Source organism: Pseudomonas sp. URIL14HWK12:I5 (assembly GCF_900176445.1).
Taxonomy (GTDB): Bacteria; Pseudomonadota; Gammaproteobacteria; order Pseudomonadales; family Pseudomonadaceae; genus Aquipseudomonas; species Aquipseudomonas monteilii.
This window is the reverse complement of the sequence record NZ_FWXQ01000004.1, coordinates 404,169-429,629: the sequence shown is the minus strand read 5'-3', so window position 1 is coordinate 429,629 and position 25,461 is coordinate 404,169. Positions and strand designations below refer to the sequence as shown.

Genomic DNA, 25,461 nt, shown 5'->3' with positions numbered 1-25,461 from the left:
TCTAGCTTCCAGACCGAAACAGCGCACCCAACTGGAGTATCCAGCCATGAAAACCTTCAACACCCTGCTTGCCGCCATGGCCGTCTGCGCCGCTGGCATCACCACCGCCCAGGCCGCCGACGACAACTTCGCCAGCCTGACCTACGGCCAGACCAGCGACAAGGTTCGCAAGTCCGGCCTGCTGCAGCGCAACACCGATCACCTCAACGCCGATGGCATCATCGGCAAAGACGACACCTGGGGCGTGCGTCTGGGCAAGATCAATGACCAAGGCCGCTACTACATGACCTACGACAATGTCTCGGGCGACCACAGCGGCCTCAAGCTGCGCCAGGAAAACCTGCTGGGCAGCTATGACCTGTTCCTGCCCGTGAGCGATACCACCAAGCTGTTTGGCGGTGGCAGCCTGGGCGTGACCAAGCTGACCCAGGACTCGCCAGGTGCCAGCCGCGATACCGACTACGGTTATGCCTATGGCCTGCAGGCGGGTGTGATCCAGGACATCACCGACAAAGCCTCGGTCGAACTGGGCTACCGTTACCTGCGCACCAATGCCGCCACCGAAGTGGGCGAGCGTGGCGGGCCGAAGGACGGCACCCTGCGCCTGACCAGCAGTGCGCAGACCTACCTGGCTGCTAGCTACAAGTTCTGACGGGCGAGCCGGGTTATCCTGTGCCGGCCTCTTCGCGGCCTTAGCCGCGAAGAGGCCGGCACAGGCAATACAAATCAAGGAGCTGCACATGAAACTGCTGGTGGTCGAGGACGAAGCCCTGCTTCGCCATCACCTCTACACCCGACTGGGCGAAAGCGGCCATGTGGTCGAGGCCGTCGCCGACGCCGAAGAGGCCCTGTACCAGGCCGGGCAATACCACTTTGACCTGGCCATCATCGACCTGGGCCTGCCCGGCATCAGTGGCCTGGAGCTGATCACGCGCCTGCGCAGCCAGGACAAGACCTTCCCCATCCTCATCCTCACCGCCCGTGGCAACTGGCAGGACAAGGTCGAGGGCCTGGCGGCCGGTGCAGACGACTACCTGGTCAAGCCGTTCCAGTTCGAAGAGCTGGAGGCTCGCCTGAATGCCCTGCTGCGCCGCTCCAGCGGTTTCACTCAGTCGACCATCGCCGCCGGCCCCCTGGTGCTCGACCTCAACCGCAAACAGGCCACCCTCGACGAACACCCACTGGCGCTGACGGCCTACGAATACCGTATTCTCGAATACCTCATGCGCCATCATCAGCAGGTAGTGGCCAAGGAGCGCCTGATGGAGCAGCTGTACCCGGGGGACGAGGAACGCGACCCCAATGTCATCGAGGTGCTGGTCGGCCGCCTGCGCCGCAAGCTTGAGGGTGAGCACGGCTTCAAACCCATCGACACCGTGCGCGGCCTGGGCTATCTGTTCACCGAGCGCTGCCGATGATCCGCTCCCTGCGGGTACGCCTGATGTTGGCCGCCGCCGTGCTGGCGCTGCTGTTCATGCTGGCGCTATTGCCGGCCTTGCAGAAAGCCTTCAGCCTGGCCCTGCAGGAATCGATCGAGCAGCGGTTGGCCTCGGATGTGACCACTCTGATTTCCGCCGCGCGCATCGAGCATGGCCAACTGCAGATGCCGACGCTGCTGCCGGACGAGCGTTACAACCTGCCGTATACCGGCCTGCTGGGCTACATCTTCGACCGCGACGGCAACCTGGTCTGGCAGTCGCGGGCCACTGCTGACCGGCACATCAATTACAGCCCGCGCTACGACGGGCGGGGTAACGAGTTTGCCCGCATTCACCAGTCCGATGGCGAAGAATTCTTCGTTTATGACGTCGAGATCAAGCTGCTGGGCGGCCAAAGCGCCGCTTACAGCATTGTCGCCCTGCAGCCGGTGAGCGAATACAAGGCCACCCTCAATGGCCTGCGAGAAAAGCTCTACCTAGGTTTTGGTGCTGCCTTGCTGGCATTGATGGTGCTGTTATGGGCGGGCTTGACCTGGGGGCTGCGCTCGTTGCGGCGGCTCAGCCACGAGCTGGATGAGGTGGAATCGGGCGCACGCGACGGCCTGAGCGGCGAGCACCCTCGCGAGTTGCTGCGCTTGACCCGTTCGCTCAACCGCCTGCTACGCAGTGAGCGCGAGCAACGCACACGCTATCGCGATTCGCTGGATGACCTGGCCCACAGCCTGAAGACGCCGCTGGCGGTGTTGCAAGGTGTGGGCGAGAGCCTGCAGCAGCGCAGCGGCGAGCGTGAGCAGGCGCGGGTGCTGCAAAGCCAGATCGAGCGTATGAGCCAGCAGATCGACTACCAGCTGCAACGCGCCAGCCTGCGCAAGAGCGGCCTGGTGCGCCACAGCGTGAGGCTGCTGCCGTTGCTCGACAGTTTGTCCTGCACGCTGGCCAAGGTTTACCGGGACAAACAGGTGAACGTGGCCCTGGAGGTGCCTGATGCGGCGCAGGTGCCGATGGAGCAGGGCGCCTTGCTGGAGATGCTCGGCAACCTGCTGGAAAACGCCTACCGGCTGAGCCTGGGCCAGGTGCGGGTAAGCCTGGAGCAGGCGCCCGGGCAGTTGACCTTGTGTATCGAGGACGATGGGCCGGGGGTGCCGGCCGACCAGCGTGAGCGCATCCTGGAGCGGGGGGAGCGGCTGGACAGCCAGCACCCGGGGCAGGGTATCGGGCTGGCGGTGGTCAAGGACATTGTCGACAGCTATGACGCCGAGCTGAGCCTTGGGGATTCGCCCTTGGGCGGGGCGGCGTTCAGGATCACCTTCAACCTCGATTGATTCGCTTGCTTTGCCGGCCCTTTCGCGGGTAAACCCGCGAAGAGGCCGGCACAGGCAAACCGCATCGGGCGGATTCCCGCCATGCCCCCTGTACAAATCCCGCCACTGGGCGGAAATCCGCCAGCCTTCTTCAGGCAAATCGCCCCGTCGTTGGGCATTTATCCCTAGCTAATACGGCCTTTGCACCCTTCATGGGCATTTTGGCACCACCCTTGCTATTGATCCCTTCAGAGGCCTGCCCAGGCAGCTCGAACACAACGACAAATCCCTCCGGGTGCAGGAGGGTTAGCGATTCAGGTGCCCCATCACCCTGGGAAGGGTGGGCCGGCACACTTGAGGAAAATGAGCCATGACGACACGTCAGCCGCTGTACAAATCCCTGTATGTCCAGGTGTTGGTCGCCATCACCATCGGCATTCTGCTCGGCCACTACTACCCGGAAACGGGCGTCGCCCTCAAACCTTTGGGTGACGGCTTCGTCAAACTGATCAAGATGGTCATCGCCCCGATCATCTTCTGCACCGTGGTCAGCGGCATCGCCGGCATGCAGAGCATGAAGTCGGTCGGCAAGACCGGCGGCTACGCGCTGCTGTACTTTGAAATCGTCTCCACCATCGCCCTGATCATCGGCCTCGTCGTCGTCAACGTGGTCAAGCCAGGCGCTGGCATGCACATCGACGTCAGTACCCTGAACGCCAGCAGCGTGGCTGCCTACGCCGCCGCCGGCGCGCAGCAGACCACCGTCGGCTTCCTGCTCAACGTCATCCCCAACACCGTGGTCGGCGCCTTCGCCAACGGCGACATCCTGCAAGTGCTGATGTTCTCGGTGCTGTTCGGCTTCGCCTTGCACCGCCTGGGCAGCTATGGCAAGCCGGTGCTGGACATGATCGACCGCTTTGCCCATGTCATGTTCAACATCATCAACATGATCATGAAGCTGGCCCCGATCGGTGCCTTCGGCGCCATGGCCTTCACCATTGGCCAGTACGGCGTTGGCTCGCTGGTGCAACTGGGCTACCTGATGGCCTGCTTCTACATCACCTGCCTGCTGTTCGTGCTGGTGGTGCTGGGCGGTATCTGCCGCGCCCACGGCTTCAGCGTGCTCAAGCTGATCCGCTACATCCGTGAAGAGCTGCTGATCGTGCTGGGTACTTCCTCGTCGGAATCGGCACTGCCGCGCATGCTGGCCAAGATGGAGCGCTTGGGTGCCAAGAAGTCGGTTGTCGGCCTGGTGATCCCGACCGGTTACTCGTTCAACCTGGATGGCACCTCGATCTACCTGACCATGGCCGCGGTGTTCATCGCCCAGGCCACCGACACCACCATGGACATCACTCACCAGATCACACTGCTGCTGGTGCTGCTGGTGGCCTCCAAAGGTGCTGCCGGCGTTACCGGTTCGGGCTTCATCGTGCTGGCCGCCACCCTGTCGGCTGTTGGCCACTTGCCAGTTGCCGGTCTGGCGCTGATCCTCGGCATCGACCGCTTCATGTCTGAAGCCCGCGCCCTGACCAACCTGGTAGGTAACGCCGTCGCTACCGTGGTGGTTGCCAAGTGGGTCAAGGAAATGGACAACGACAAGCTCGCTTCGGAGCTGGCTTCCGGTGGTGCTCCGCTGGTTGATACCCGTCCTACCGATGACCTTGGCGTGGCCGAAGGCCCGGCTCGCTAATAGCGGGATGGCTAAATGAAAAAGGCGACCCTTGAGGTCGCCTTTTTCATGTTCGTGCCGCGTTCAGGCAAGCACCACTTCCAGCACCCGGATCACCTCCGGCTGCGGGTAATGCCACCTCACTTGCACATCCCAGAATTTCACCCCATACACCCGCTCGGCCGGTGGTATCTGATAGGCCGGTCGCGGGTCCTGGGCCAGGCATTGCTCGATCAGCTCTACCAGTGGCTCAGCCAGGCGTAATGCATGCTCACGAGCCTGGGGCAGGGCGTTTTCACCCCACTGCACGGCAATCGCAGCAGGTGCTTCACTGGCCATCTGGTTGCTGGCGCCCGCGATGCTGTCGGCGTAGGGCACATAGGGCTTGATGTCCAGTACCGGCGTGCCATCGAGCAGGTCGATCCCGGACAGCAACAGGCGGCCAGGCTCTACCCCCTCCAGACGCACCACTGACTGGCCGATGCCGTTGGGCCTGTGGGTGGCGCGGGTGGCGAACACGCCCATGCTCTTGTTGCCGCCCAGGCGCGGTGGCCGCACTTTCAGGCGGGGTTTGTCTTCCAGGGCCTGGTGGAACAGGAACAGCAGCCAGACATGGCTGACCTGCTCCAGCCCTTCGACCGCATCACCCTGGTCGAACGGCGGCAGCAGTTCGACCACGCCGCGCGCCGCAGGCGCCAGCTGCGGCTGGCGTGGAATGGCGAATTTCTCCTTGAAGCAGGAGCGCACTATGCCGACCGGGGCAACCGTGTGCTGCATGGCCACTCAGCCGCGCACGCGCAGGGTCAGGCCCTTGAGGAAGTTGCGCAGCAACTGGTCACCGCACGGACGGTAGTTGTCGTGGCCGGCCTTGCGGAACAGCGCGCTGAGCTCCGGCTTGCTGACCGGGAAGTTGACCGACTTGAGGATCGCGTGCAGGTCGTCTTCCTTGAGCTCGAAGGCCACCCGCAGCTTCTTGAGGATGAGGTTGTTGGTTACCGGCAGCTCGACCGGCTGCGGTGGGCGGCTGTCATCCTTGCCGCGGCGGTGAATCACCAGGCCATCGAGGAAGTGCGCCATCACCCGTTCAGGGCAACGTACGAAACCTTCCTCTTCTTCTTTCTTCAGGTAGGTGGCCAGCACCAGAGGATGCACTTCGAGGCCGGAAAGCCCAATGATTTCGGCCATCTTGGCGTCGTTCACCTTGAGCATGTAGCGCAGACTGCGCAGGACATCGTTGTGGTTCATTGCTGCAGAATCCTGTTCAGGTGCCACGCGAGTGCGTGGCGTATTGCTTAGAAACGTTCGGTAGTGGCCAGGTAGCGCCATTGGCCTAGCGGCAGTTTGCCCATCGATACGCCACCCAGGCGAATACGGCGCATGCTTAACAGCTCCAGGCGCAGGTAGGCGCACAGCTCGGCGATTTGCCCGGGCTGCGGGTTTTTCAGCACCATGCGCAGGTGGGTCTCGTTTTGCCAGCTGGCTTTGGTCTTAGGCAGTTCGCGATCATTGCGCGTGGCCCCGCGCGCCAGGCGTTCCAGCGCCTGGGGCGTGGTTTCGCCGCGCACTTCGACGATGAACTCCTGCTCCAGGCGGCGCAGGTCGGCGTTGATCTTGCGCGTCACCCGCCAGTCCTGGGTGAATACCTGCAGGCCGGTGGCGCCGCGCTCCAGCGGCGCCACGCACTCCTGCCGGGCAAAATGCCCGTGCAGGGCGCGCACGCCTTCGCGGTGAGCCTCGCTGAGGTTGCCCCTGTTCATGCTGGCGCGGGCAGTTTCACTGTCGATACCGGCGGGTTGGTTCATCAGCAGGGTCACCGGCTCCAGCGTTTCGGCGCGGGCACCCGGCAACAGCTCGACGCGCTGTTGCTCAACCTTGAACTGCGGCTGCTCGACGACCACGCCATCGACCGTCACCCAGCCGCCTTCGATATACAACTCGGCCTCGCGACGGGAGCAACCCAGCTGCTCGATAAGGCGTTTGGACAGGCGGACGGGTTCAGACATGACGGTAATTCGCAAAGGCAGGGAAAGACGCGCATTGTACCTGCCTGCGCGACAGAGGGGCTGGGAATCTGTGTCATTTACGCCGTTTTGCGCAGGCGCATGTGCAGCAGCGGGTAGGGCTGGTCCAGGCCGTCGGTTTCCGAACGGCCGAACACTTCGAAGCCTTCATGCAGGTAAAAGCCCAAGGCTTGCGGGTTCTGCTCGTTGACGTCCAGGCGTTCGGCGTTCAGTTCGTCGATCGCATAGTGCAGCAGGCGCTTGCCAACCCCTTGGCCACGGTAGTCTGGTGCGACGAAGAGCATGTCCACGCGCCCATTGGCGACCCCGGCGAAGCCGCAGATACGTTGCCGGTCCTTGCAGCAGACCAGCATCACCGCATCCAGGTAGCGGCGCAACACGTGGTCGCGCAGCAGCAGGATGTAGCCCTCTGGCAGGAAGTGATGGGTGGCGCGCACCGAGTCCTCCCACACCTGTACCAGCTCGCTGTAGTCGCTCAAGCGCGGCGTTTGCAACGTCAGTGGCGCATGCATGCCGGTGGTCCTCCATGGCGATAGGGAAAACATAGCAGCCCAACCACCGGTCGGCTTGTCTGTGTAGCGCTTGAACGGCGGAGGGTAGCGGTCTATTAATTAAGCGTGGGAAAAAATCCCACGCAAAGAAGAGCTAAAACTGACAACAAGACTTTTACTGATTTGGCGTTCTCGTGGCGACGACCTGGAGACGGACTATGCAAATCCACCTGCTGTTCAAGAAGGCCTTACTGGCGGTTGCCGTAGCTGGCGTGCTTTCGACGTCCATTGTTTTGATCCCTGACACGATTTCTCACGGCTCCAGCGCCTATGCCAAAGATGGTGGTGGTGGTGGTGGTGGTGGTGGTGGTGGTGGTGGTGGTGGTGGTCATGGTGGCGGTGGCGGTCACGGTGGCGGTGGAGGCGGCGGCCACGGCGGCGGCCACGGCGGTGGCGGTGGCGGCGGAGGCCACGGCGGCGGCGGGAGTGGTGGCGGAGGTGGAGGCCACGGCGGCGGCGGGAGTGGTGGCGGAGGTGGAGGCCACGGCGGTGGAAGTGGTGGTGGCGGCCACGGTGGTGGCAGCGGAAGTGGCGGTGGTGGCCATGGCAGTGGCGGAGACGGTGGCGGCCATGCCGGCAACAGTGGCAGCGGCCACGACGGTAATTCAAACGCTGGTCGCAGCAGCAACCATGCTGAAGCGGGTGACGATCATGGCAATCACGTGGGTGGTGAGCCCGGTGACGATCACGGCAATCACGTTGGCGGTGAGCCCGGTGACGATCATGGCAACCATGTTGGCGGTGAGCCCGGGGATGATCATGGTAATCATGTCGGCGGCGAGCCTGGCGATGATCACGGCAATCACGTGGGTGGTGAACCTGGTGACGATCGCGGCAACCATGTGGGTGGCGAACCGGGTGATGACAATAGCAGGAGCTGACAGGCGTTGATCAGCCCAACTTCTCCCCCTTCGATGTTAAGCGCACTGCGGCGTGTCATGCGTCCGCTGGTGCGCTTGATGTTGCGCAAGGGGGTGACTTATACGATGTTCGCCGACCTGCTCAAGGACGTGTTCGTCGACGTAGCCCACCGCGAGTTTCGCCTGGACGGCACCCCGCCCACCGACAGCCGTATCAGCCTGCTCACAGGCGTGCACCGCAAGGATGTCCGGCGGATTCGTAGTGAAGCCGGCACGGTGCTCGCAGCCTTGCCGGCAAACATCACCCTGGGTGCTCAGCTGGTCAATGTATGGACCACCAGCCCGCCGTTCTGCTCGGCACCTGGCCAGGCGCTGGCGCTGCCGCGTTTGGCCAGTGTCGGCGGCGACTGTTCATTCGATGCCCTGGTGGCCAAGGTCAGCACCGATATCCGTGGCCGGGTTGTGCTGGATGAGTGGTTGCGCCTTGGTATCGTCCGGCTCGATGAGCAGGATTGTGTGCACCTGGAGGCCCAGGCATTCGTGCCGCAGACGGGTTTCGATGAAAAAGCCGCCTACTTTGGCCACAACCTGCATGACCATGCCTGTGCAGCGGTGCATAACCTCAGTGGCGAAGGCCAGCCGTTCTTTGAGCGCAGTGTTCACTACGATGCCTTGAGCCTGGCCAGCGTCGAACACTTGCGTGAAGCGGTCTCCAGGGATGGCATGCAGACACTGCTTGCTTTCAGCCAGCTTGCAGCAGAGCTGGAGGGTGCTGATGAGCCCACTGTCGAGCAACGTCAGCGCATCACCGTAGGGCTTTATTTCTACACTGAAGCTACCCAACCCGATTTGTCGAAGACACCCGGCCCATGACTGCTCTTGTGCGCTGCCTCAGTGCCATCACGCTCGCCCTGGTTTTCGGGTTGAACCTGATGGCGCCTGCCGAGGTGGCCGCAGCGCCGGTGTGTGTCAGCCGTGATGAAGTGGGTATGGCCGGTGCCGCAGGCATGCAGTTTCCGGGGGGAACGGGCGGCACCGGTGTGCGCAGTGAAAACGGCGGTGTTGGCGGCACTGGCGCACCGCATCCGCAGCGCCCCGGTGGCACAGGCGGTACGGGTGCAGTGGCCGAGGGTGTGGATGGCACCTACTTCGATCACAGCAGTGGTGGTGTTGGCGGTACCGGTGCGCCAATCCTGCGCCCGGGCGGTACCGGTGGTACCGGCATTGTCGGCACCATCACCGGGTTTGCCTCGATCTGCGTCAATGGTATGGAAGTCCATTATGGCAAGGACGTACCGGTGAGTCAGAACGGTGCACCGGCCAGCAGTGCTCACCTGGCCATCGGGCAGGTTGTGGCGGTGGAGGCCGTTGCCACCCAGCGCGGCCTGCAGGCTGGGCGTATCTCGATCCTCAACGCCTACGAAGGGCCGCTGACGGCGCTCCCCAGCGCTTCGGCCCCGCTGCGGGTGATGGGGCAACCGGTGCGCCTTGCCGCAGGCGCGCGGGTGGCGCAAGGGCTGCACCTGGGCGAGTCGGTCCGGGTCAGCGGCTTGCGCGATGCCAGGGGCGAAGTGGTGGCGACCCGTATCGAACGGGCGCCGGGGCTGCGAGAGGCCAGTGCCATTGGGGCGATTGATCGCCCTGGTAGCCTTCAAGGGCTGCAACTGGGTACCCGCGTAGCCCCGGCACGGGAAGTGCTGGTGCGCGGCCAGTGGACCGGGCGTCAGCTGGAAGTGGCGCAAACCCGCCGTGACCCGAGCCTGCCGTTTGCTGGCCGTGTGCAGCAGGCGGTGGTCGAAGGGCTGGTGCAGCGCGCGCAGGCTCGGCAACTGGTGGTCGCAGGCATCAATGTGACGCTGGGGCAGGGCACCGTGATCGTTGGCAAGCCGTCGGCGGCGTTGGCGCTCGATCAGCGTGTGCGGGTGAGTGGCGTACTCAATGGCGCTCACGAACTGCGGGCAACGCGTGTGGAGGTCCAGGATGACCGCGTCGACAACCCGGACAGAGGCCATTCGGGGCATGGCAGCGAGCACGGCAGCAGTGATTCCGGCAGTTCCGGCAACAGTGGTCATGGCACACGCGAAGCGACCGCTGTTGGCAACGAAGGCCGTGAGGATCGCAGCGGTGGCAGCGGCATTGAGGACGCCAGCGGGCATGGCAAGTCAGACAGCGTGGACAAGTCTGGCAAGACAGAACATGTCGAAACGGTGGAGCAGCCTGAAAGCAGCAACAGCGGCCGTTCTGACCGGGTAGAGCGGGTCGACGTCGAAAAGGTAGAAAAGGCCGATAAGGTTGAGAAGGTCGAAAAAGTAGAGAAGGTCGAAAAAGTAGAGAAAGTCGAAAAGGTGGAGAAAGTCGAGAAGCCTGAAAAGGTGGAGAAGGTTGAAAAAGTCGAGAAGGTAGAGAAGGTCGAAAAAGTAGAGAAAGTCGAAAAGCCTGAAAAGGTCGAGAAGGTTGAAAAAGTCGAGAAAGTGGAAAAGCCGGAGAAGATAGAGACCGCCGAAAAAGTCGAGCATCCGGAGCGTTCCGGGCGTTAGGCAACTAGGCTGGGTATGTCCGCTCACACTTCCCGACGGGATTCCGAGGTGCTGATGAGACCGACCCTCCCGCTTCTCGCCTGCCTGCTGTCATGCACCAGCGCGTCAACCTTGGCTGAAACCTTCAGTGCGGCCATCGGCATGGACTATTCAAGCGGCGACTATGGCACGGGCACCACGTCGGAAATCTGGTACGTGCCCGTGGTCGGCAAGTATGAAACCGGCCCCATGACCTACAAGGTCACCGTGCCTTGGCTACGCATCACCAACCCGGAAGTCGGCCCGAATGGTGACCCCTTGCCCGGCGGTTGCCGGGATGTGGAGAGCGGGCTGGGCGACACGGTTGCCAGCGCCGGGTACGCCCTGCTCGATGGCAGCGACGGCGGCCTGATGCTGGACCTGATCGGCAAGGTCAAATTCCCCACCGCCGATGAAGACCAGTGCCTGGGTACCGGCGAATACGACTACACCACCCAGGTCGACATCACCAAGGGCTTTGGCCCGGTCACCGGCTTCGCGACATTGGGCTGGAAGAAGTTCGGCGACCCGCCCGACAGCGATTTCGACGACCCGGTATTTGTCAGCCTCGGCTTCGCCATACCTGTGGCTACTGGCACGTCAGCGGGCGCTTCGTACGATTGGCGGCAGAAAGTGCTCTCGACAGGGTCGCAGATCAAGGAACTGACCTTGTTCCTGACCCACAAGCTCAACCCGCAATGGAAAGTGCAACTGTATGCGGTCAAAGGCTTTTCGGATGCCAGCCCGGATGCAGAGGGGGGGCTGATGCTGTTTCACACGTTTTGACAAAAAAGCCCCTGCGCCGGGCTACCGGGGCAGGGGCTTTTCAGTGTTTCAGCCGCTTTAAATAGGCTCGGCCCACATGTCGTATTCGTCGGCATCCACCACACGGCAGCGCACTTTGTCGCCTGGCTTGAAGCCATGATCGCCGTCGATGAACACGCTGCCGTCGATTTCCGGGGCATCGAAGAAGCTGCGGCCAACCGAACCTTGCTCCTCGACTTCGTCGATCAGCACGTCGATTTCCTTGCCGATGCGCAGTTGCAGTCGGGCGGCGCTGATGGCCTGCTGGTGGGCCATGAAGCGGTCCCAGCGGTCCTGCTTGACGTCGTCCGGCACTTCTTCCAGGCCCAGGTCGTTGGCCGGTGCGCCTTCTACCGGCGAGTACTGGAAGCAGCCCACGCGGTCCAGCTGGGCTTCGGTCAGCCAGTCCAGCAGGTACTGGAAGTCTTCCTCGGTTTCGCCCGGGAAGCCGACGATGAAGGTGGAGCGGATCACCAGCTCGGGGCACTGTTCGCGCCAGTTCTTGATGCGCGCCAGGGTGCGGTCTTCGAAGGCCGGGCGCTTCATCGACTTGAGCACTTTCGGGCTGGCGTGCTGGAACGGGATGTCCAGGTACGGCAGGATCTTGCCGGCGGCCATCAGTGGGATCACGTCGTCGACGTTCGGGTACGGGTACACGTAGTGCAGGCGTACCCAGGCGCCCAGGCTGCTCAGTGCTTCGCACAATTCGAGCATGCGGGTCTTGACCGGGCGGCCGTTCCAGAAGTCGGTCTTGTACTTGACGTCGACGCCATAGGCGCTGGTGTCCTGGGAAATCACCAGGATCTCCTTCACCCCGGCCTTGACCAGGCGCTCGGCCTCGCTCAGCACTTCACCCACCGGGCGGCTGACCAGCTTGCCGCGCATCGACGGGATGATGCAGAAGCTGCAGCTGTGGTTACAGCCTTCGGAAATTTTCAGGTACGCGTAGTGGCGCGGGGTCAGCTTGACGCCCTGAGGCGGCACCAGGTCGATCAGCGGGTTGTGGTCCTGGCGTGGCGGTACCACTTCGTGAACGGCGTTGACCACCTGCTCGTACTGCTGCGGGCCGGTGACCGACAGCACGCTCGGGTGCACATCACGGATGCTGCCTTCTTCGACACCCATGCAGCCGGTGACGATGACCTTGCCGTTTTCCTTGATCGCTTCGCCGATCACTTCCAGCGATTCTGCCTTGGCGCTGTCGATGAAGCCGCAGGTGTTGACCACCACCACGTCGGCGTCCTCGTAGGTGGGCACGACTTCATAGCCTTCCATGCGCAGCTGGGTCAGGATGCGCTCGGAATCGACCAGGGCTTTAGGGCAACCCAGGCTTACGAAACCTACCTTGGGGGTGGCGGGCGTGGTGGACATGACTAACCTCGGTATTGAATGCAGGTCGCCCGGCCGGAATCGGGGGCGATCTTGACGGGCGCTTTGGGCGCCTCTGATCAAAAAGTGCGCAATTCTAGCGAGCGTAACGTCGCTTGACCAGCAGAAATACGACGAACGCTGCGCTATGCTTCGCGCCGTTGAGCGAAGGTGCCTTCAGGGGCCGGCGCTAGAGTGAATATTAAAGGCCGTGATGGCCGTCTGCGGGAGTGGTCGATGGTTCAGGCAAGCAGTCACGCCGAGGGCGGGCACGAGGGGAAGCAGGGCGCGGCGCGGTCGCTGGGCCTGCTCGTGGCGGCGGTCGGGGTGGTTTATGGCGATATCGGCACCAGCCCGTTGTACACCCTGAAGGAAGTCTTCACCGGCGGTTACGGGGTGCCGGTCAACCATGATGGCGTGCTGGGGATCCTGTCATTGATCCTGTGGTCGCTGTTGTGGGTGGTGTCGTTCAAGTACGTGATGTTCATCCTGCGTGCCGACAACCAGGGGGAGGGCGGCACCATGGCGCTGACCGCGCTGGCGCGGCGTGCCACGGCGGCCTACCCGCGGTTGCGCACACTGATGGTGATCTGCGGCCTGATCGGCGCTTCGCTGTTCTATGGCGACAGCATGATCACCCCGGCGGTGTCGGTGCTGTCGGCGGTGGAGGGCATGGGCCTGGCGTTTGACGGTATCGACCATTGGGTGGTGCCGATTTCGCTGGTGGTGCTGGTGGCATTGTTCCTGGTGCAGAAGCACGGCACCGAGAAGATCGGCAAGCTGTTCGGCCCGATCATGGTCACCTGGTTCGTGGCGCTGGGCGCACTGGGCGTGCATGGCATCTCGCAGAGCCCGGAAGTGCTGAAGGCCTTCAACCCGGGTTGGGCGATCAATTTCTTCGTGGTGCACCCCGGCATGGGCGTGGCCATTCTCGGCGCAGTGGTGCTGGCGTTGACCGGCGCCGAGGCGCTGTACGCTGACATGGGCCACTTTGGCCGCAAGCCGATCGCCAGGGCCTGGTTCATCCTGGTGCTGCCCGCGCTGGTGCTGAACTATTTCGGCCAGGGTGCACTGCTGCTGCAAAACCCGGACGCAGCCCGTAACCCGTTCTACCTGCTGGCACCTGGCTGGGCGTTGCTGCCGTTGGTCGGGTTGGCGACCATGGCCACGGTGATCGCCTCGCAAGCGGTAATCTCGGGGGCGTTCTCTCTGACCCGCCAGGCCATCCAGCTGGGCTACATTCCACGTATGCAGATCCAGCACACCTCCAGCGACGAGCAGGGGCAGATCTACATTGGCGCGGTGAACTGGACGCTGATGGTCGGTGTGGTGCTGCTGGTGATCGGTTTCGAGTCGTCCGGCGCTCTGGCGGCGGCCTACGGTGTGGCGGTGACCGGCACCATGCTGATGACCACTATTCTGGTGTCGGCCGTCATGTTGCTGCTGTGGAAATGGCCCCCTGTGCTGGCGGTGCCGATTCTGGTGGGTTTCCTGTTGGTCGACGGGCTGTTCTTCGCCGCCAACGTGCCGAAAATTGTTCAGGGCGGTGCCTTCCCGGTGTTGGCGGGTGGTGTGCTGTACTTGCTGATGAGCACCTGGAAGCGCGGCAAGCAGATTCTGGTCGAACGCATCGACGAAGGCGCACTGCCGCTGCAGCTGTTCATCAGCAGTATCCGTATTCAGCCGCCCCATCGCGTCGAAGGCACGGCGGTGTTCCTCACCGCACGGGCCGACGCAGTGCCCCATGCGCTGTTGCACAACATGCTGCACAACCAGGTGCTGCACAGCCAGGTGGTACTGCTGACGGTCGTCAGTGAAGACCGCCCGCGCGTGCCGGAGCACGAGCGCTTCGAGGTGGAGGCATACGGTGACGGGTTCTTCCGTGTGCTGCTGCACTTTGGCTTCATGGACGAACCGGACGTGCCGGCGGCATTGAAACTGTGCCACCTGGACGATCTGGACTTCACCCCGATGCGCACCACTTACTTCCTCAGCCGCGAGACGGTGATCGCTTCACGGCTGGAGGGGATGTCGCGCTGGCGGGGTAACCTGTTCGCCTTCCTGCTGAAGAATGCCAACGGCAACTTGCGCTTCTTCAACCTGCCGCTGAACCGGGTGATCGAGCTGGGGACCCAGGTCGAGATCTGATTGCCAAGGGGCCGCAAAGCGGCCCCAGTCATTGTCAGTTCTGTTCGGCGACGCTCGATTTGCCTTGGCGCGTCTCGATCTCACCAATCAAACGCTTGGCCAGCGCCGGGTAGTTCTCGTCGAAGTGGTGCCCCCCAGGCAACTTCAGGCGTTCACCCACCGCAGTCTTTTCGGTGCAACCGCTCTCATCGGTCTCTTCCACGCCATACACGCACACCACCTTGGACGCTGGCAGCCTGGCCATTTCCGGCCCGGTAGGTGCTTCCTGGCCTTCCTTGCCCAGCCAGCCCTCGACTTCGATCTCGAAACTGCCACTGCGGGCAAACGCCAGCAGCATCACAGCATCGATGCGCTGCTGGTCTTCGGCAGGCAGGCGGTTGTAGATCGCCGGCAGCACATCGGCACCGAATGAATAACCGGTCAGCACGAAGCGCTTGGTGCCCCACTTCTGCCTGTAATGTTGCATCAGCTCGGACAGGTCGGCGGCGCTTTGCTCCGGGGTCTTGTGCTGCCAGTAGTAGCGCAGCGTGTCGATGCCTACCACCGGGTAGCCCAGCTTGGCCATTTCCCCGGCCACATCACGGTCCAGGTCGCGCCAGCCACCATCACCGGAGAGGAACAGGGTCACCGTGTCGGTGGTCTGCCCGGCCGGGACCTCGACCACCGGAATAGCCAAGGCGTTGCCGTCACGGCCAACCAGAGCCTGGGTCAGCTGGGCCTTAAGCACTTGTGGCAGGTGGATGTCGTAGTCGCTGATGCTGGTTTCGGCGTTCGCCTGGTCACGTACGAAAGCGGCGCTGGCGTCATCCGGGTTGTCGTTCCAGGCGACGTTCCAGTGGCCATGAGGTGCCGCCTTGGGCAGCGGGGCCTGACAGCCGGGTTGCTCCAGGCTGAAGTCCACTGAAATGGCCCGCGCCTTGTCATCGCTCTGGCTGGCCAGCCAACGCCAGGCCTGGGCGGCACCAGGGCCTATACCGGCGACCAGCGTCGGCTTTGCCGACAATTCGGTCAGGGCTTGGTCCATGGCCTGTTGCTGTTTGCTACAGTCGTTCGGCGGCAGCACCACCTGCACCAGCTGGGCTTCGCCGGCCTGGCTCAGGTCCAGCAGTTGCTTGTCGGTCAATGCTTGGTCCTGTGGCACACCAATGGCTACCCGGGCCTTCGGGTGTACGCCAGGGGTCACCCGGGTGATGTGGGTGTCATTGATGCTCAATTGCTCCAGGCGCGCCTCGGGGGCCGGGCGCGTCCACAGCCAGAACGCCAGCGCGCCACCCAGGGCGGCCAGCAGCAGGGGGACCAGCAGGTACAGCCAATAGCGTCGGGTCATCAACGTTTCACCAATCCAGTCAGGCCGCCTGCAATCAGGGCGGCGGTGTCGGCCAGTGCTACCAGCGGGTCGAGCCCGGCCGGCACGGCCATGTAGCGGGGTTCCCAGTCCGGTTGGAATTTGTCCTTGAAGCGGCGAAGCCCCTGGAAGTTGTACAACTGCTCGCCCCGGCGGAACACCATCGAACCCAGGCGCTGGGTCAAGGGCGCACCTCGCCGCGGTTGCAGGCCGGAAAGCGGCACCATGCCAAGGCTGAAGCGGGCGTAGTCATGGCTTTTGTAGTGCAGGATCAAGCCGATCATCATGAACTCCATGGTCAGCTTGGGGGCTTCGGGGTGCGCACGCATCAGGTCGAGGCTTGCCAGCTCGTTGCCATGGGTTTCCAGCAGGTTGGCGAAGGCTACCGGGCGGCCCTGGAAGCGAATCAGCGCGATGCGGAAGTGTTGCAGGTAGTCCGGGCTGAAGCGCCCCAACGAAAAGCCTTTCTCACGCACGTTCTTGCCGCCGAGCCAGGCATCGGAAATTTCCTTCAGCTCTGCCAGCGGGGCGTGGCCGGGTTCATGGATTTCCAGGCTCAGGCCGTCGCGACCACCGCGATTCCAGGTGTAGCGCAGGTCTTTCATCTCCTTGCCCTTGGCTTCCAGATCGAAGCGGCGCAGGTCGACACGGGCTTCTTCACCCAGCTTCAGTGCTGTCAGGCCTATATCCATGTAGAACGGCAGGTTCTCGGCACGTACCTGGTAGAACACCGGGCGAGCGTGGTGCAGGTCGCACAGGTCACGGAACTGCCAGATCATCTCGGCACGCTCCTGGGCCGGGCCGATGGGGTCGTACAGGGCCACCAGGCTGCGGCCACGCCGTGCGTACATGAGGAAGGCATTGTCACGCGGGTGGAACAGCAACGCTTTGTCGCCCGTCAGGGCCAGGCCGCCGTCGGGTTGGTCGGAAGCCAGCAAAATACGGTTGGCGCGCTGCAGTTCCTCTTCATCGGGCAGGTGGATCACAGGAGGGGCGGTGCGCAGCAGCCAGGTCAGCGCCACGGCAGCCAGCAGCAAGGCGCTGCCCATGGTGGCACGCAGGCCGCGTGGGGCATCGGCATCGAGTGTGAACTGCCACCACAGCTGATGGCTGTAGGGCACATCCTGGTAGGCGAACAGCAGCAGCCAGACCGAAGCGCCGACTGCGCAGGCACTGGCCACCAGGAACACCGGCGAGAAGGGCAACTCCAGCAGGCGGCTGGGGCGGTAGAACGAGCGACGGAACAGGGCAAGCAGGGTCGCGGTGAAGGTCAGCAGGCACGCTTCTTCCCAGTCAAACCCCTTGAGCAGCGACAGCAGGGCGCCCACCAATAACAGCACGGTAGTCAGCAACCAGGCGGCGGACAGGCGCCGGCGCAGGCCCTGGGCCAGCAGCAGGCACAGCACGCCGATCAGGCTGGCGCCGAAGTGCGAGGCATCGATAAGCCGGTGCGGCACCAAGAAGCCCATGTGTTCCAGGCGCGTGTCGATTTCGGGTGTGGCGCCCGAGAACAGCAGCACCACGCCGGACAGGAATACCAGAATCGACAAAATCGGTGCGGCCAGCCCGGAAGCTACCTTGATGGCCTGCTGTGCGAACAGCAGGCGCCGGGCTTCGTTAGCCAGCAACAGTACACAGGCCAGCAGCAATGGCAGTACCACATAGATCAGCCGGTACAGCAGCAGGGCGGCCGCCAGCGGTGCAGCACCGAGCTGGTCGGCAAAGGCTGCCAGCAGAATCGCTTCGAACACCCCGACGCCGCCCGGCACATGGCTGAGTACGCCAGCGGCCAACGCCAGCAGGTACACCAGCACGAATGCCCCGAAAGGTGGTGCTGCGGGCAGCAGCAGATACAGGACAGTGGCGGCGGCTGCCACATCCAGCGCGGTGATCAGCAGTTGCAGGGCCGCCAGCCGTGCACCCGGCAGGCGTAGCGTGCGGCGGCCCACCTGTACCAGCAGGTTGTTCGCCAGCGGTTGCTCGGCCAGGCGCCGGCGGTACAAGCCGAACACCAGCAGGGCGGATGCCACCAGCACGGCAATGGCGATGCCTGCCAGCAGGCCCGGCGGCAACCCCAGTGCAGCCGAGGCTGCCGGCAGGTCGCTCAAGGTCGCCAAGGCTGCCAGGGGAGGCAACGCACAGCCCAGCGACAAGCTGGCAAACACCGTCATGCGAGCGACTTCGCCAGCCCCCAGCCCTTGGCGTGCATAGAGCCGGTAGCGCACCGATCCGCCTGACAGCATCGACAGCCCGATGGCATTGCCGATGGCAAAGGCGCTGAAGCCGCCCAGCACCAGGCTGTGCACTGGCAACTTCACCCCGGCATAGCGGCTGGCCGACCACTCGTAACCCAGCAGGATCACGAAGCCCGCCACCGTCGCCACAAAGGCGCCCAGCAACGACTGGGTCGGCACACTGAGCATGGCGTCGTGCAAGGCATAGATATCCAGCTCGCTCAGCAGGTGGCGGCAGGCAATCAAAGCCATGGTGAACAGCACCAAGGTCACTGCCAGGCCGATGGGCTGGCGGTAGCGGCTCAGGCGTTCGAGCAAGGGCAGGCGTTGCACGGCACCGGGCAGTGCCGAGGCGAGTGGCACCGGAGGTTCGGGGTTATGGGAAGTCATGAGTTGCCCCGGGCATGCTGCGCGAGGTGGAGAGAAGGTGCGGCCAAGTGAGAGTCCCTTAGGAAAACGTATCCAATATTACTCCGGCCTCAGGCGCTTTCAGCGGCCTGGCAGGGTTAAAGATAGTTCATCCGGGGTACGATGCCTCAAGCCTGCGGGATGGCTGGAGGGGCGGGGAAAAGGAAGCGATGAAATGCAGGGGCGTAGAAACAACAAACCCCGCGCTGCTGTTAAACAGGCGGGGTTTGTTCTGACGAATATGGTTGCGGGAGCCGGATTTGAACCGACGACCTTCGGGTTATGAGCCCGACGAGCTACCAGGCTGCTCCATCCCGCGTCAGAGGTGCGCATTCTACAGTCTGCCAATCGTATGTCAAGCATTTGGCTTCGATTTGACGTGTTTTATTCGCCGTACTTTTCAGTGGGCAAAGAAAAAGGCCACTGTGTTAGCAGTGGCCTTTTCTTGAATCTGGTTGCGGGAGCCGGATTTGAACCGACGACCTTCGGGTTATGAGCCCGACGAGCTACCAGGCTGCTCCATCCCGCGTCAGTGGGGCGAATTCTACAGTTTGTAATGTGTATGTCAAGCGCTACGCTTTGATTTTTCGAGATTTTTTTGAAATTGCCTTTCAGTAGGCAAAGAAAAAGGCCACTGCGTTAACAGTGGCCTTTTCTCGAATCTGGTTGCGGGAGCCGGATTTGAACCGACGACCTTCGGGTTATGAGCCCGACGAGCTACCAGGCTGCTCCATCCCGCGCCTGTGAGATCGAATTCTACGGATTTACTTCCTGCTGTCAAGCAAATATTCAGGAAAAACCTTTTTTGTTCAAACCCTTAGCACTCGTCGGCAAGATGCAGCTCAGGCGCGGCGCGGCTTTCAGGCCAATTGTCGAATGCTGGCGCGGGTAGCTGTTTCAGGGCAGGGTGCATGCGATACTATCTGTATGAATTTACAGTGCTGACGGCCATCCATGTCCTTGCGCAAGATCATCCACGTCGACTGCGATTGCTTCTACGCTGCAATCGAGATGCGTGACGACCCGCGTCTGGCGGGGCGCCCCATGGCGGTCGGAGGTTCACCCGACCACCGTGGGGTGATCGCCACCTGTAACTATGAGGCGCGTGCCTATGGTGTGCGCTCGGCCATGTCGTCGCGCCATGCACTTAAACTGTGTCCCGACTTGCAGATCGTCAAGCCGCGCTTCGAGGCTTACCGAGAGGCCTCGCGCGAAATCCATGGCATTTTCCGCGACTACACTGAGTTGATCGAGCCGTTGTCGCTGGACGAAGCCTATCTGGACGTGAGCGATAGCCATTGGTACTCGGGCAGCGCCACGCGTATTGCCGAGGATATTCGCCGGCGGGTCGCCCGTACCTTGCATATCACCGTATCGGCGGGGGTGGCGCCGAACAAGTTCCTGGCCAAGATTGCCAGCGACTGGCGCAAGCCCAATGGCCTGTTCGTGATTACCCCAGGTGAAGTGGAGGCGTTCGTGGCTGCCTTGCCGGTGGCCAGGTTGCACGGGGTGGGCAAGGTGACGGCAGACAAACTGGCACGGCTGGGTATTGAAACCTGTCTGGAACTGCGCGAATGGTCGCGCCTGGCGCTGGTGCGCGAGTTTGGCAGTTTTGGCGAGCGCTTGTGGGGGCTTGCGCGGGGGATCGACGAACGTGCGGTGCACAACGACAGCCGTCGACAGTCGGTGAGTGTGGAAAACACCTACGACACCGACCTTCCAGACCTGGCCAGCTGCCTGGCTCGGCTGCCTGAGCTGCTGGAAAGCCTGAATGAACGCATCGCCCGCATGGACAGCAGTTACCGGCCGGACAAACCCTTCGTCAAGGTCAAGTTCCATGACTTCAGCCAGACAACCCTGGAGCAGGCCGGCGCGGGCAGGGACCTGGAAAGCTATCGACAGTTGCTGGGGCAGGCGTTCGCCCGTGGAGGCAAACCGGTACGCTTGCTGGGGGTGGGGGTGAGGTTGCGCGATTTGCGCGGGGCGCATGAGCAGTTGGAATTGTTTGTACCTGAATAAAAAGGGCCGCATATGCGGCCCATCGCGAGCAAGCTCGCTCCTACAGTCCAGGGTCAGCCACCAACCGGCCAGTGGCCTTGGTCAGCGACTGTAGAAACTCCTGCTGCAGCTCCGGATCGTTGCGGGTCAGCTCGATCAGGCTTTGTTCCATTTCACTGGCTTCTTCTTCAAGGCCCAGCTCGGACAGGCGCTTGACCCGGTGGACCCATTGGCCGACATCGTCATCTTCGAGGTCGTCGAAGATCAGCTCATGGGCTTCGAGCAGCTTGTTGCGCAGGGTGGCGCTGACCAGCAGGCTGGCATCGCCACGCACCGCGTTGTCCTCGTCGAGTACCTGCAGGTGCAGGGTGCCGATGTGGTTGAGGTTCTGCTCCGAGAACGGGCTGTCGAGCAGGTTCAGGCGTAGCACGCCGTTCCTGTCGGTAGTCAGTTCGTGGGTCATCTTGCCAGCCTTGACCTCGACCAGGCGTTCGCTCCAGGGCACGCTGGTCGATTCCTCGCGCTTGCCTTTCTGCACCTCGCTGATCCCGGCCAGGTTCTGCTGGGCGCGGCCGTTGGACGGCACGTTCATGAACGGGTTGAGCCCGTCCACGCCGTAGCTGAGCCAGTCATGAGTGATGCTTTCCGGCAGGTTGCCCAAGGCGAAGACGTTGACCACGTTGGCCCCGACGCCCGCCACCACGGCCACGGCACCCAGCGGGATCTCGTAGATCTCGCGCCAGGGCTGGTACGGCGTGTAGCGGTCGTAACGACGGGTAACTTCGAACTCGGTGACTTCGAAGCGCTTCTGTTCATGCACACGCACACGTCGTTGCGGAAGCTCCATCACCTTCGGCTCGCCGACATCGATCTGCAGGGTGTGCTCGAGCAATTTGCGCTCGACGCGCTCCTCATGGTCGCTGCGCTGGGACATCTGGTTGGCGCAGCCGCTGACGAGCAGGGCGCCGCACAGTGCGGCGCCCCCCAGGGTAAAGGTACTTCGCTTGAACATGATCACTCGTGCATTGGTTATCAGCGGCGAACGCGGGCCTGCAGGAAGCTCAGCACTTCATTGAGCGGCAACGCCTGGGCGTCTTGCTCGGTGCGGTGCTTGTACTCAAGGTTGCCTTCGGCCAGGCCGCGATCGCTGACGACGATGCGGTGCGGGATACCGATCAGCTCCATGTCGGCAAACTTGATGCCTGGGCTGGTTTTCTTGTCGCGGTCGTCCAGCAGCACTTCAAAGCCGGCGGCGGTCAGTTCGGCATACAGCTTGTCGGTTGCCTCGCGGACCACGTCGGTTTCGTAGCGCAGCGGTACCAGAGCGATCTGGAACGGGGCCAGGGCGTCGTTCCAGATGATGCCTTTGTCGTCATAGCTCTGCTCGATGGCAGCGGCGACCACGCGGGACACGCCGATGCCGTAGCAGCCCATGGACAGGGTTACCGGCTTGCCGTTCTCGCCCAGTACCTGGCACTTCAGCGCTTCGCTGTACTTGGTGCCCAGCTGGAAGATGTGGCCCACTTCGATGCCGCGCTTGATCACCAGGGTACCCTGGCCGTCCGGGCTTGGGTCGCCTTCGACCACATTGCGCAGGTCGGCCACCTGAGGGACTGGCAGGTCACGCTCCCAGTTCACGCCGAAGTAATGCTTGTCGTCGATGTTGGCGCCGATGCCGAAGTCGCTCATCAGGGCAACCGAACGGTCGATGATGCACTCCAGTGGCAGGTTCAGCGGGCCGAGCGAGCCGGCACCGGCGCCGATGGCGTCGCGCAGTTCGGCTTCGGTGGCCATGACCAGTGGGTCGGCAACCTGTTCCAGCTTGGTGGCCTTGATTTCGTTCAGCTCGTGGTCGCCACGAACGACCAGGGCAATCAGCTTGCCTTCTTCGGCGCCGCGCACGATCAGGGTCTTGACGGTTTTCTCGATGGCCAGGCCGTAGTTTTCCACCAGCTGGGCGATGGTTTTGGCGTTTGGCGTGTCGACCAGGCGCAGCTCCTCGGTAGGGGCAGGGCGCACGGTTTCACGCGGAATGGCCTCGGCCTTCTCGATGTTGGCGGCGTAGTCGGAGCTGTCGCTGAAGATCACGTCGTCTTCGCCGGACTCGGCCAGTACGTGGAATTCGTGCGAATAGCTGCCACCGATCGAGCCGGTGTCGGCCTGCACTGGGCGGAAGTCCAGGCCCAGGCGGGTGAACACGTTGCTGTACGCCTGGTGCATGCGGTCGTAGGTTTCCTGCAGGGAAGCCTGGTCGGCATGGAACGAGTAGGCGTCCTTCATGATGAACTCGCGGCCACGCATCAGGCCGAAGCGCGGGCGGATCTCGTCACGGAATTTGGTCTGGATCTGGTACAGGTTGAGCGGCAGCTGTTTATAGCTGGACAGCTCGTTACGGGCCAGGTCGGTGATGACTTCTTCGTGGGTCGGGCCAACGCAGAAATCACGCTGGTGGCGATCCTTCAGGCGCAGCAGCTCTGGGCCGTACTGTTCCCAACGGCCGGACTCCTGCCACAGCTCGGCGGGCTGAATGCTTGGCATCAGCACTTCCAGGGCGCCGGCGGCGTTCATTTCCTCGCGTACCACGGCTTCGACCTTGCGCATTACCCGCAGGCCCATCGGCAGCCAGGTGTACAGGCCGGAGGCCAGTTTGCGGATCATGCCGGCACGCAGCATGAGCTGATGGCTGATGACCACTGCGTCGGCAGGGGTTTCTTTCTGGGTGGCGAGCAAATATTGACTGGTGCGCATGGTTAGCCGTGTCGATTGCCTAAGACGTTGAAATAGCCCCGCATTGTACGGGTGGGAAACGAAGGCGTACAGGATGCCCCAGGGCGTGACGCTTGTCAGCCAAGAAAAAGCCCGGCGTGATCGCCGGGCTTTTTCAGGTGCGGGGCACTGCAAGCCAGGCTTACAGGATGCTCAGCGGGTACTCCACGATCAGGCGCAGCTCGTCGATCGAGCTCGAACCGTAGTAAACGCCGTCGGCGGAACGGTAGGTGGCCTGACGTACGCGCAAGCTCAGGTCTTTGGCCGGGCCGCTTTGCAGCACGTACTTGACGTCTACGTCGCGTTCCCATTCCTTACCGTTGTTGGTGCTTTCGGTCGTGGCACCGGAACCGCGCACATAGCGGGTCATGAAGGTCAGGCCAGGTACGCCGTATTCGGCGAAGTTCAGGTCGTAGCGAGCCTGCCAGGACTTCTCGTCTTCGGCGTTGAAGTCGGAGCGGGCAACGGAGTTGGCCAGGAAGATGGTGCCGCCACCGTCGACGCCGTAGGCGTAGTCGCCGTCGCCGCTGACTTTCTGGTAAGCCAGGGTGAAGGTGTGGGCGCCAATGTTGTAGGCGGCCGAGAGGCTGGCTGCGATGTTGTCCAGTTCGTTGCTGCCGTCAGCCTTGCTGACGAAGGCGCCGGTCAGGTTGTCGCCGATGGACTTGGTGTCATAGATGTTGAAGTCGAACACCAGGCCTTGTTTGTCGCTGATCGGCAGCGCCCAGTTGATGTTGCCGTACCACTTGCGGAAGTGATCTTCGATGCGCGAGTAGTAGACGCTGGTGCTGAGGTTTTCGTTGATGGCATAGGTGCCACCGAAGACGTTGGCCTCGGTCAGGCGCAGGCTGTCGTGGTAAGTCTGGGCCTGCGCGTTCAGGGCAGTGAAGTGACCGGCGTGCAGGGTCAGGCCATCGATTTCGTTGCTGGTGATCAGGCCGCCTTCAGCAACTTCTGGCAGCAGTCGGCTGTCGTCGGTGGCTAATACCGGCAGGGCGGTGAACTGGTCGCCGAACTTCAGCACGGTATTGGAGACGCGCAGTTTAACTGCACCGCCGCCTTCGGAGTAATCATCTTGCGAACGGCCGTCGGAACCGGTCGGGAACAGGCCGGTGCCGGCGCGGCCTTTGCCGCTGTCCAGTTTCAGGCCCAGCATGCCGATGGCGTCAACGCCGAAGCCCACGGTGCCTTGGGTGAAGCCCGACTCGAAGGTACCCAGGAAGCCCAGGCCGGTTTCTTCGACGCGGCTCTTGCCGCTGTCGTTGTTACGGAAGTCACGGCTGAAGTACAGCATGCGGGTTTTTACGTTCAGCTTGCTGTCTTCGAGGAAACCTTTGGACTCGTCTTGTGCCGAGGCCATTGCCAACTGCGAGGTCCCTGCCGCAACGGCCAGGGCGATCATGCTCCACTTCATCACGCGCATCGTGATTTGCTCCTTTGGTTTTTAGGAAGAGTACCGCTGCATCCATGTGTTTTAGTTATATGGAGCAGCTCTTTCTTGTTATGTCGGCGAAAATGTATAGCACGCTGACTGTTGTTGGCGATATGGCTATAAGCACTCTTTTCGGAACTTTTTCACCCTGTCGCTTTTAGGTATTTCCATGTCGCAAATCACGCCCCGGTTTAGGGCCGTACAACGCCAGCGCTGTTCCTGTCACCGTAACAAACCTGTAATTACCGGTTTCGGTTAGGGGAACTCCCTGGTAACCAATGCCGCTGTTGTTATTTGTCGCGTTCACCTGCCATTGCAGATGTCGTGCCGACTTGGCGTGAAGGGAATGCAACAAGCGTGCTCAAAATTCGCAACACTTCATGAAATTTTCACAAAACCTGCTACCGAGGGTCAGAAAGTCCCGTAAACACGGGGTGAAGCCGGCTCGCGCCCGTGTTGGAGTCGAGAATCATTAAAATTTAAAAAGCTGCCATTAAAGTCAATGTGTTACCGCAACTTGTTCATCCAGAGTCGTTTGTGGGGTGACAGGTGTGGAGAG

General features: G+C 62.4%; 20 protein-coding genes and 3 tRNA genes. 10 read left to right on the top strand and 13 right to left on the bottom strand.

Annotated elements, in window-relative coordinates; genetic code table 11:
• Window positions 1-46: 46 nt before the first annotated feature.
• From B9A31_RS12490 to B9A31_RS12475, 4 genes are all read left to right on the top strand, one after another.
• Entirely contained in the window at window positions 47-652 is a 606-nt protein-coding gene (locus B9A31_RS12490) for an outer membrane beta-barrel protein (protein ID WP_084297029.1), read from the top strand.
• A gap of 88 nt (window positions 653-740) precedes the next feature.
• Complete coding sequence (locus B9A31_RS12485; RefSeq protein WP_016712023.1) at window positions 741-1,418, top strand: response regulator; 678 nt, start codon at window positions 741-743, stop codon at window positions 1,416-1,418.
• On the top strand, window positions 1,415-2,761 hold the full coding sequence (locus B9A31_RS12480) for an ATP-binding protein (RefSeq protein WP_084297028.1): 1,347 nt from the start codon (window positions 1,415-1,417) through the stop codon (window positions 2,759-2,761). The genes B9A31_RS12485 and B9A31_RS12480 overlap by 4 nt, the downstream gene beginning before the upstream one ends.
• A 349-nt stretch (window positions 2,762-3,110) precedes the next feature.
• On the top strand, window positions 3,111-4,433 hold the full coding sequence (locus B9A31_RS12475; protein ID WP_019098118.1) for a dicarboxylate/amino acid:cation symporter: 1,323 nt from the start codon (window positions 3,111-3,113) through the stop codon (window positions 4,431-4,433).
• Window positions 4,434-4,496: 63 nt separating this feature from the next.
• Here the strand turns inward: B9A31_RS12475 and tsaA are convergent, their stop codons facing one another.
• The 4 genes from tsaA to B9A31_RS12455 all read right to left on the bottom strand — a co-directional run bounded on the left by tsaA (window position 4,497) and on the right by B9A31_RS12455 (window position 6,945).
• Entirely contained in the window at window positions 4,497-5,189 is a 693-nt protein-coding gene (gene tsaA / locus B9A31_RS12470; RefSeq protein ID WP_019098117.1) for a tRNA (N6-threonylcarbamoyladenosine(37)-N6)-methyltransferase TrmO, read from the bottom strand.
• 6 nt (window positions 5,190-5,195) lie between these two features.
• Window positions 5,196-5,657, bottom strand: coding sequence for a YehS family protein (locus tag B9A31_RS12465; protein ID WP_019098116.1), 462 nt, complete (start codon window positions 5,655-5,657; stop codon window positions 5,196-5,198).
• Window positions 5,658-5,704: 47 nt separating this feature from the next.
• Window positions 5,705-6,415, bottom strand: coding sequence for an rRNA pseudouridine synthase (locus B9A31_RS12460; RefSeq protein ID WP_019098115.1), 711 nt, complete (start codon window positions 6,413-6,415; stop codon window positions 5,705-5,707).
• A gap of 77 nt (window positions 6,416-6,492) precedes the next feature.
• Window positions 6,493-6,945 carry a GNAT family N-acetyltransferase gene (locus B9A31_RS12455; protein ID WP_019098114.1) on the bottom strand — a complete coding sequence of 151 codons (453 nt, stop codon included), beginning with the start codon at window positions 6,943-6,945 and terminating at the stop codon, window positions 6,493-6,495.
• A 318-nt stretch (window positions 6,946-7,263) separates the two neighbouring features.
• On the opposite strand from B9A31_RS12455, the gene B9A31_RS27300 reads away from it, so the two are divergent.
• Genes B9A31_RS27300 through B9A31_RS12425 form a run of 4 tightly spaced genes read left to right on the top strand, consistent with a single transcriptional unit; the run spans window position 7,264 to window position 11,185 of the window.
• A complete protein-coding gene (locus tag B9A31_RS27300) occupies window positions 7,264-7,875 on the top strand; it encodes a hypothetical protein (RefSeq protein WP_371851090.1) in 612 nt (203 codons plus the stop codon).
• Window positions 7,876-7,922: 47 nt separating this feature from the next.
• The gene (locus B9A31_RS12435; RefSeq protein WP_019097277.1) at window positions 7,923-8,717 is read left to right on the top strand and encodes a DUF6502 family protein; all 795 of its coding nucleotides are present in this window, start codon (window positions 7,923-7,925) and stop codon (window positions 8,715-8,717) included.
• The gene (locus B9A31_RS12430; protein ID WP_084297026.1) at window positions 8,714-10,381 is read left to right on the top strand and encodes a DUF5666 domain-containing protein; all 1,668 of its coding nucleotides are present in this window, start codon (window positions 8,714-8,716) and stop codon (window positions 10,379-10,381) included. Before B9A31_RS12435 ends, B9A31_RS12430 begins: the two co-directional genes overlap by 4 nt.
• 54 nt (window positions 10,382-10,435) lie before the next feature.
• Window positions 10,436-11,185 carry a transporter family protein gene (locus B9A31_RS12425; protein ID WP_025755057.1) on the top strand — a complete coding sequence of 250 codons (750 nt, stop codon included), beginning with the start codon at window positions 10,436-10,438 and terminating at the stop codon, window positions 11,183-11,185.
• Window positions 11,186-11,242: 57 nt separating this feature from the next.
• On the opposite strand, the gene rimO is transcribed toward B9A31_RS12425, so the two are convergent.
• Window positions 11,243-12,574: a 30S ribosomal protein S12 methylthiotransferase RimO gene (rimO, locus tag B9A31_RS12420; RefSeq protein ID WP_016712011.1), complete on the bottom strand. Its 1,332-nt coding sequence runs from the start codon at window positions 12,572-12,574 to the stop codon at window positions 11,243-11,245.
• Between the two features lie 234 nt (window positions 12,575-12,808).
• Here rimO and B9A31_RS12415 point away from each other — a divergent pair, with 234 nt between their 5' ends.
• Window positions 12,809-14,719 (top strand): potassium transporter Kup, encoded by a 1,911-nt coding sequence (locus B9A31_RS12415; RefSeq protein WP_025755056.1) that lies wholly within the window; start codon window positions 12,809-12,811, stop codon window positions 14,717-14,719.
• A gap of 34 nt (window positions 14,720-14,753) precedes the next feature.
• On the opposite strand, the gene B9A31_RS12410 is transcribed toward B9A31_RS12415, so the two are convergent.
• The 5 genes from B9A31_RS12410 to B9A31_RS12390 form a co-directional block, all read right to left on the bottom strand.
• Window positions 14,754-16,046 (bottom strand): virulence factor family protein, encoded by a 1,293-nt coding sequence (locus B9A31_RS12410; RefSeq protein WP_019099843.1) that lies wholly within the window; start codon window positions 16,044-16,046, stop codon window positions 14,754-14,756.
• The gene (mprF, locus tag B9A31_RS12405) at window positions 16,046-18,688 is read right to left on the bottom strand and encodes a bifunctional lysylphosphatidylglycerol flippase/synthetase MprF (protein ID WP_027615345.1); all 2,643 of its coding nucleotides are present in this window, start codon (window positions 18,686-18,688) and stop codon (window positions 16,046-16,048) included. Before mprF ends, B9A31_RS12410 begins: the two co-directional genes overlap by 1 nt.
• Window positions 18,689-18,948: 260 nt before the next feature.
• Window positions 18,949-19,025, bottom strand: a tRNA-Met gene (locus tag B9A31_RS12400).
• Window positions 19,026-19,158: 133 nt separating this feature from the next.
• Window positions 19,159-19,235: transfer RNA gene (locus B9A31_RS12395), tRNA-Met, on the bottom strand.
• 134 nt (window positions 19,236-19,369) lie between these two features.
• Window positions 19,370-19,446 (bottom strand) — tRNA-Met (locus tag B9A31_RS12390).
• Between the two features lie 220 nt (window positions 19,447-19,666).
• On the opposite strand from B9A31_RS12390, the gene dinB reads away from it, so the two are divergent.
• Window positions 19,667-20,725, top strand: coding sequence for a DNA polymerase IV (gene dinB / locus B9A31_RS12385; RefSeq protein WP_161990213.1), 1,059 nt, complete (start codon window positions 19,667-19,669; stop codon window positions 20,723-20,725).
• A gap of 40 nt (window positions 20,726-20,765) precedes the next feature.
• Here dinB and B9A31_RS12380 read toward each other — a convergent pair whose 3' ends face one another.
• The 3 genes from B9A31_RS12380 to B9A31_RS12370 form a co-directional block, all read right to left on the bottom strand.
• Window positions 20,766-21,716 (bottom strand): hypothetical protein, encoded by a 951-nt coding sequence (locus B9A31_RS12380; protein WP_016712006.1) that lies wholly within the window; start codon window positions 21,714-21,716, stop codon window positions 20,766-20,768.
• 20 nt (window positions 21,717-21,736) lie between these two features.
• Window positions 21,737-23,452, bottom strand: a complete 1,716-nt coding sequence (locus tag B9A31_RS12375) for a proline--tRNA ligase (protein ID WP_016712005.1) — start codon at window positions 23,450-23,452, stop codon at window positions 21,737-21,739.
• Window positions 23,453-23,612: 160 nt separating this feature from the next.
• Complete coding sequence (locus tag B9A31_RS12370; RefSeq protein WP_019098460.1) at window positions 23,613-24,893, bottom strand: OprD family porin; 1,281 nt, start codon at window positions 24,891-24,893, stop codon at window positions 23,613-23,615.
• Window positions 24,894-25,461 lie beyond the last annotated feature (568 nt).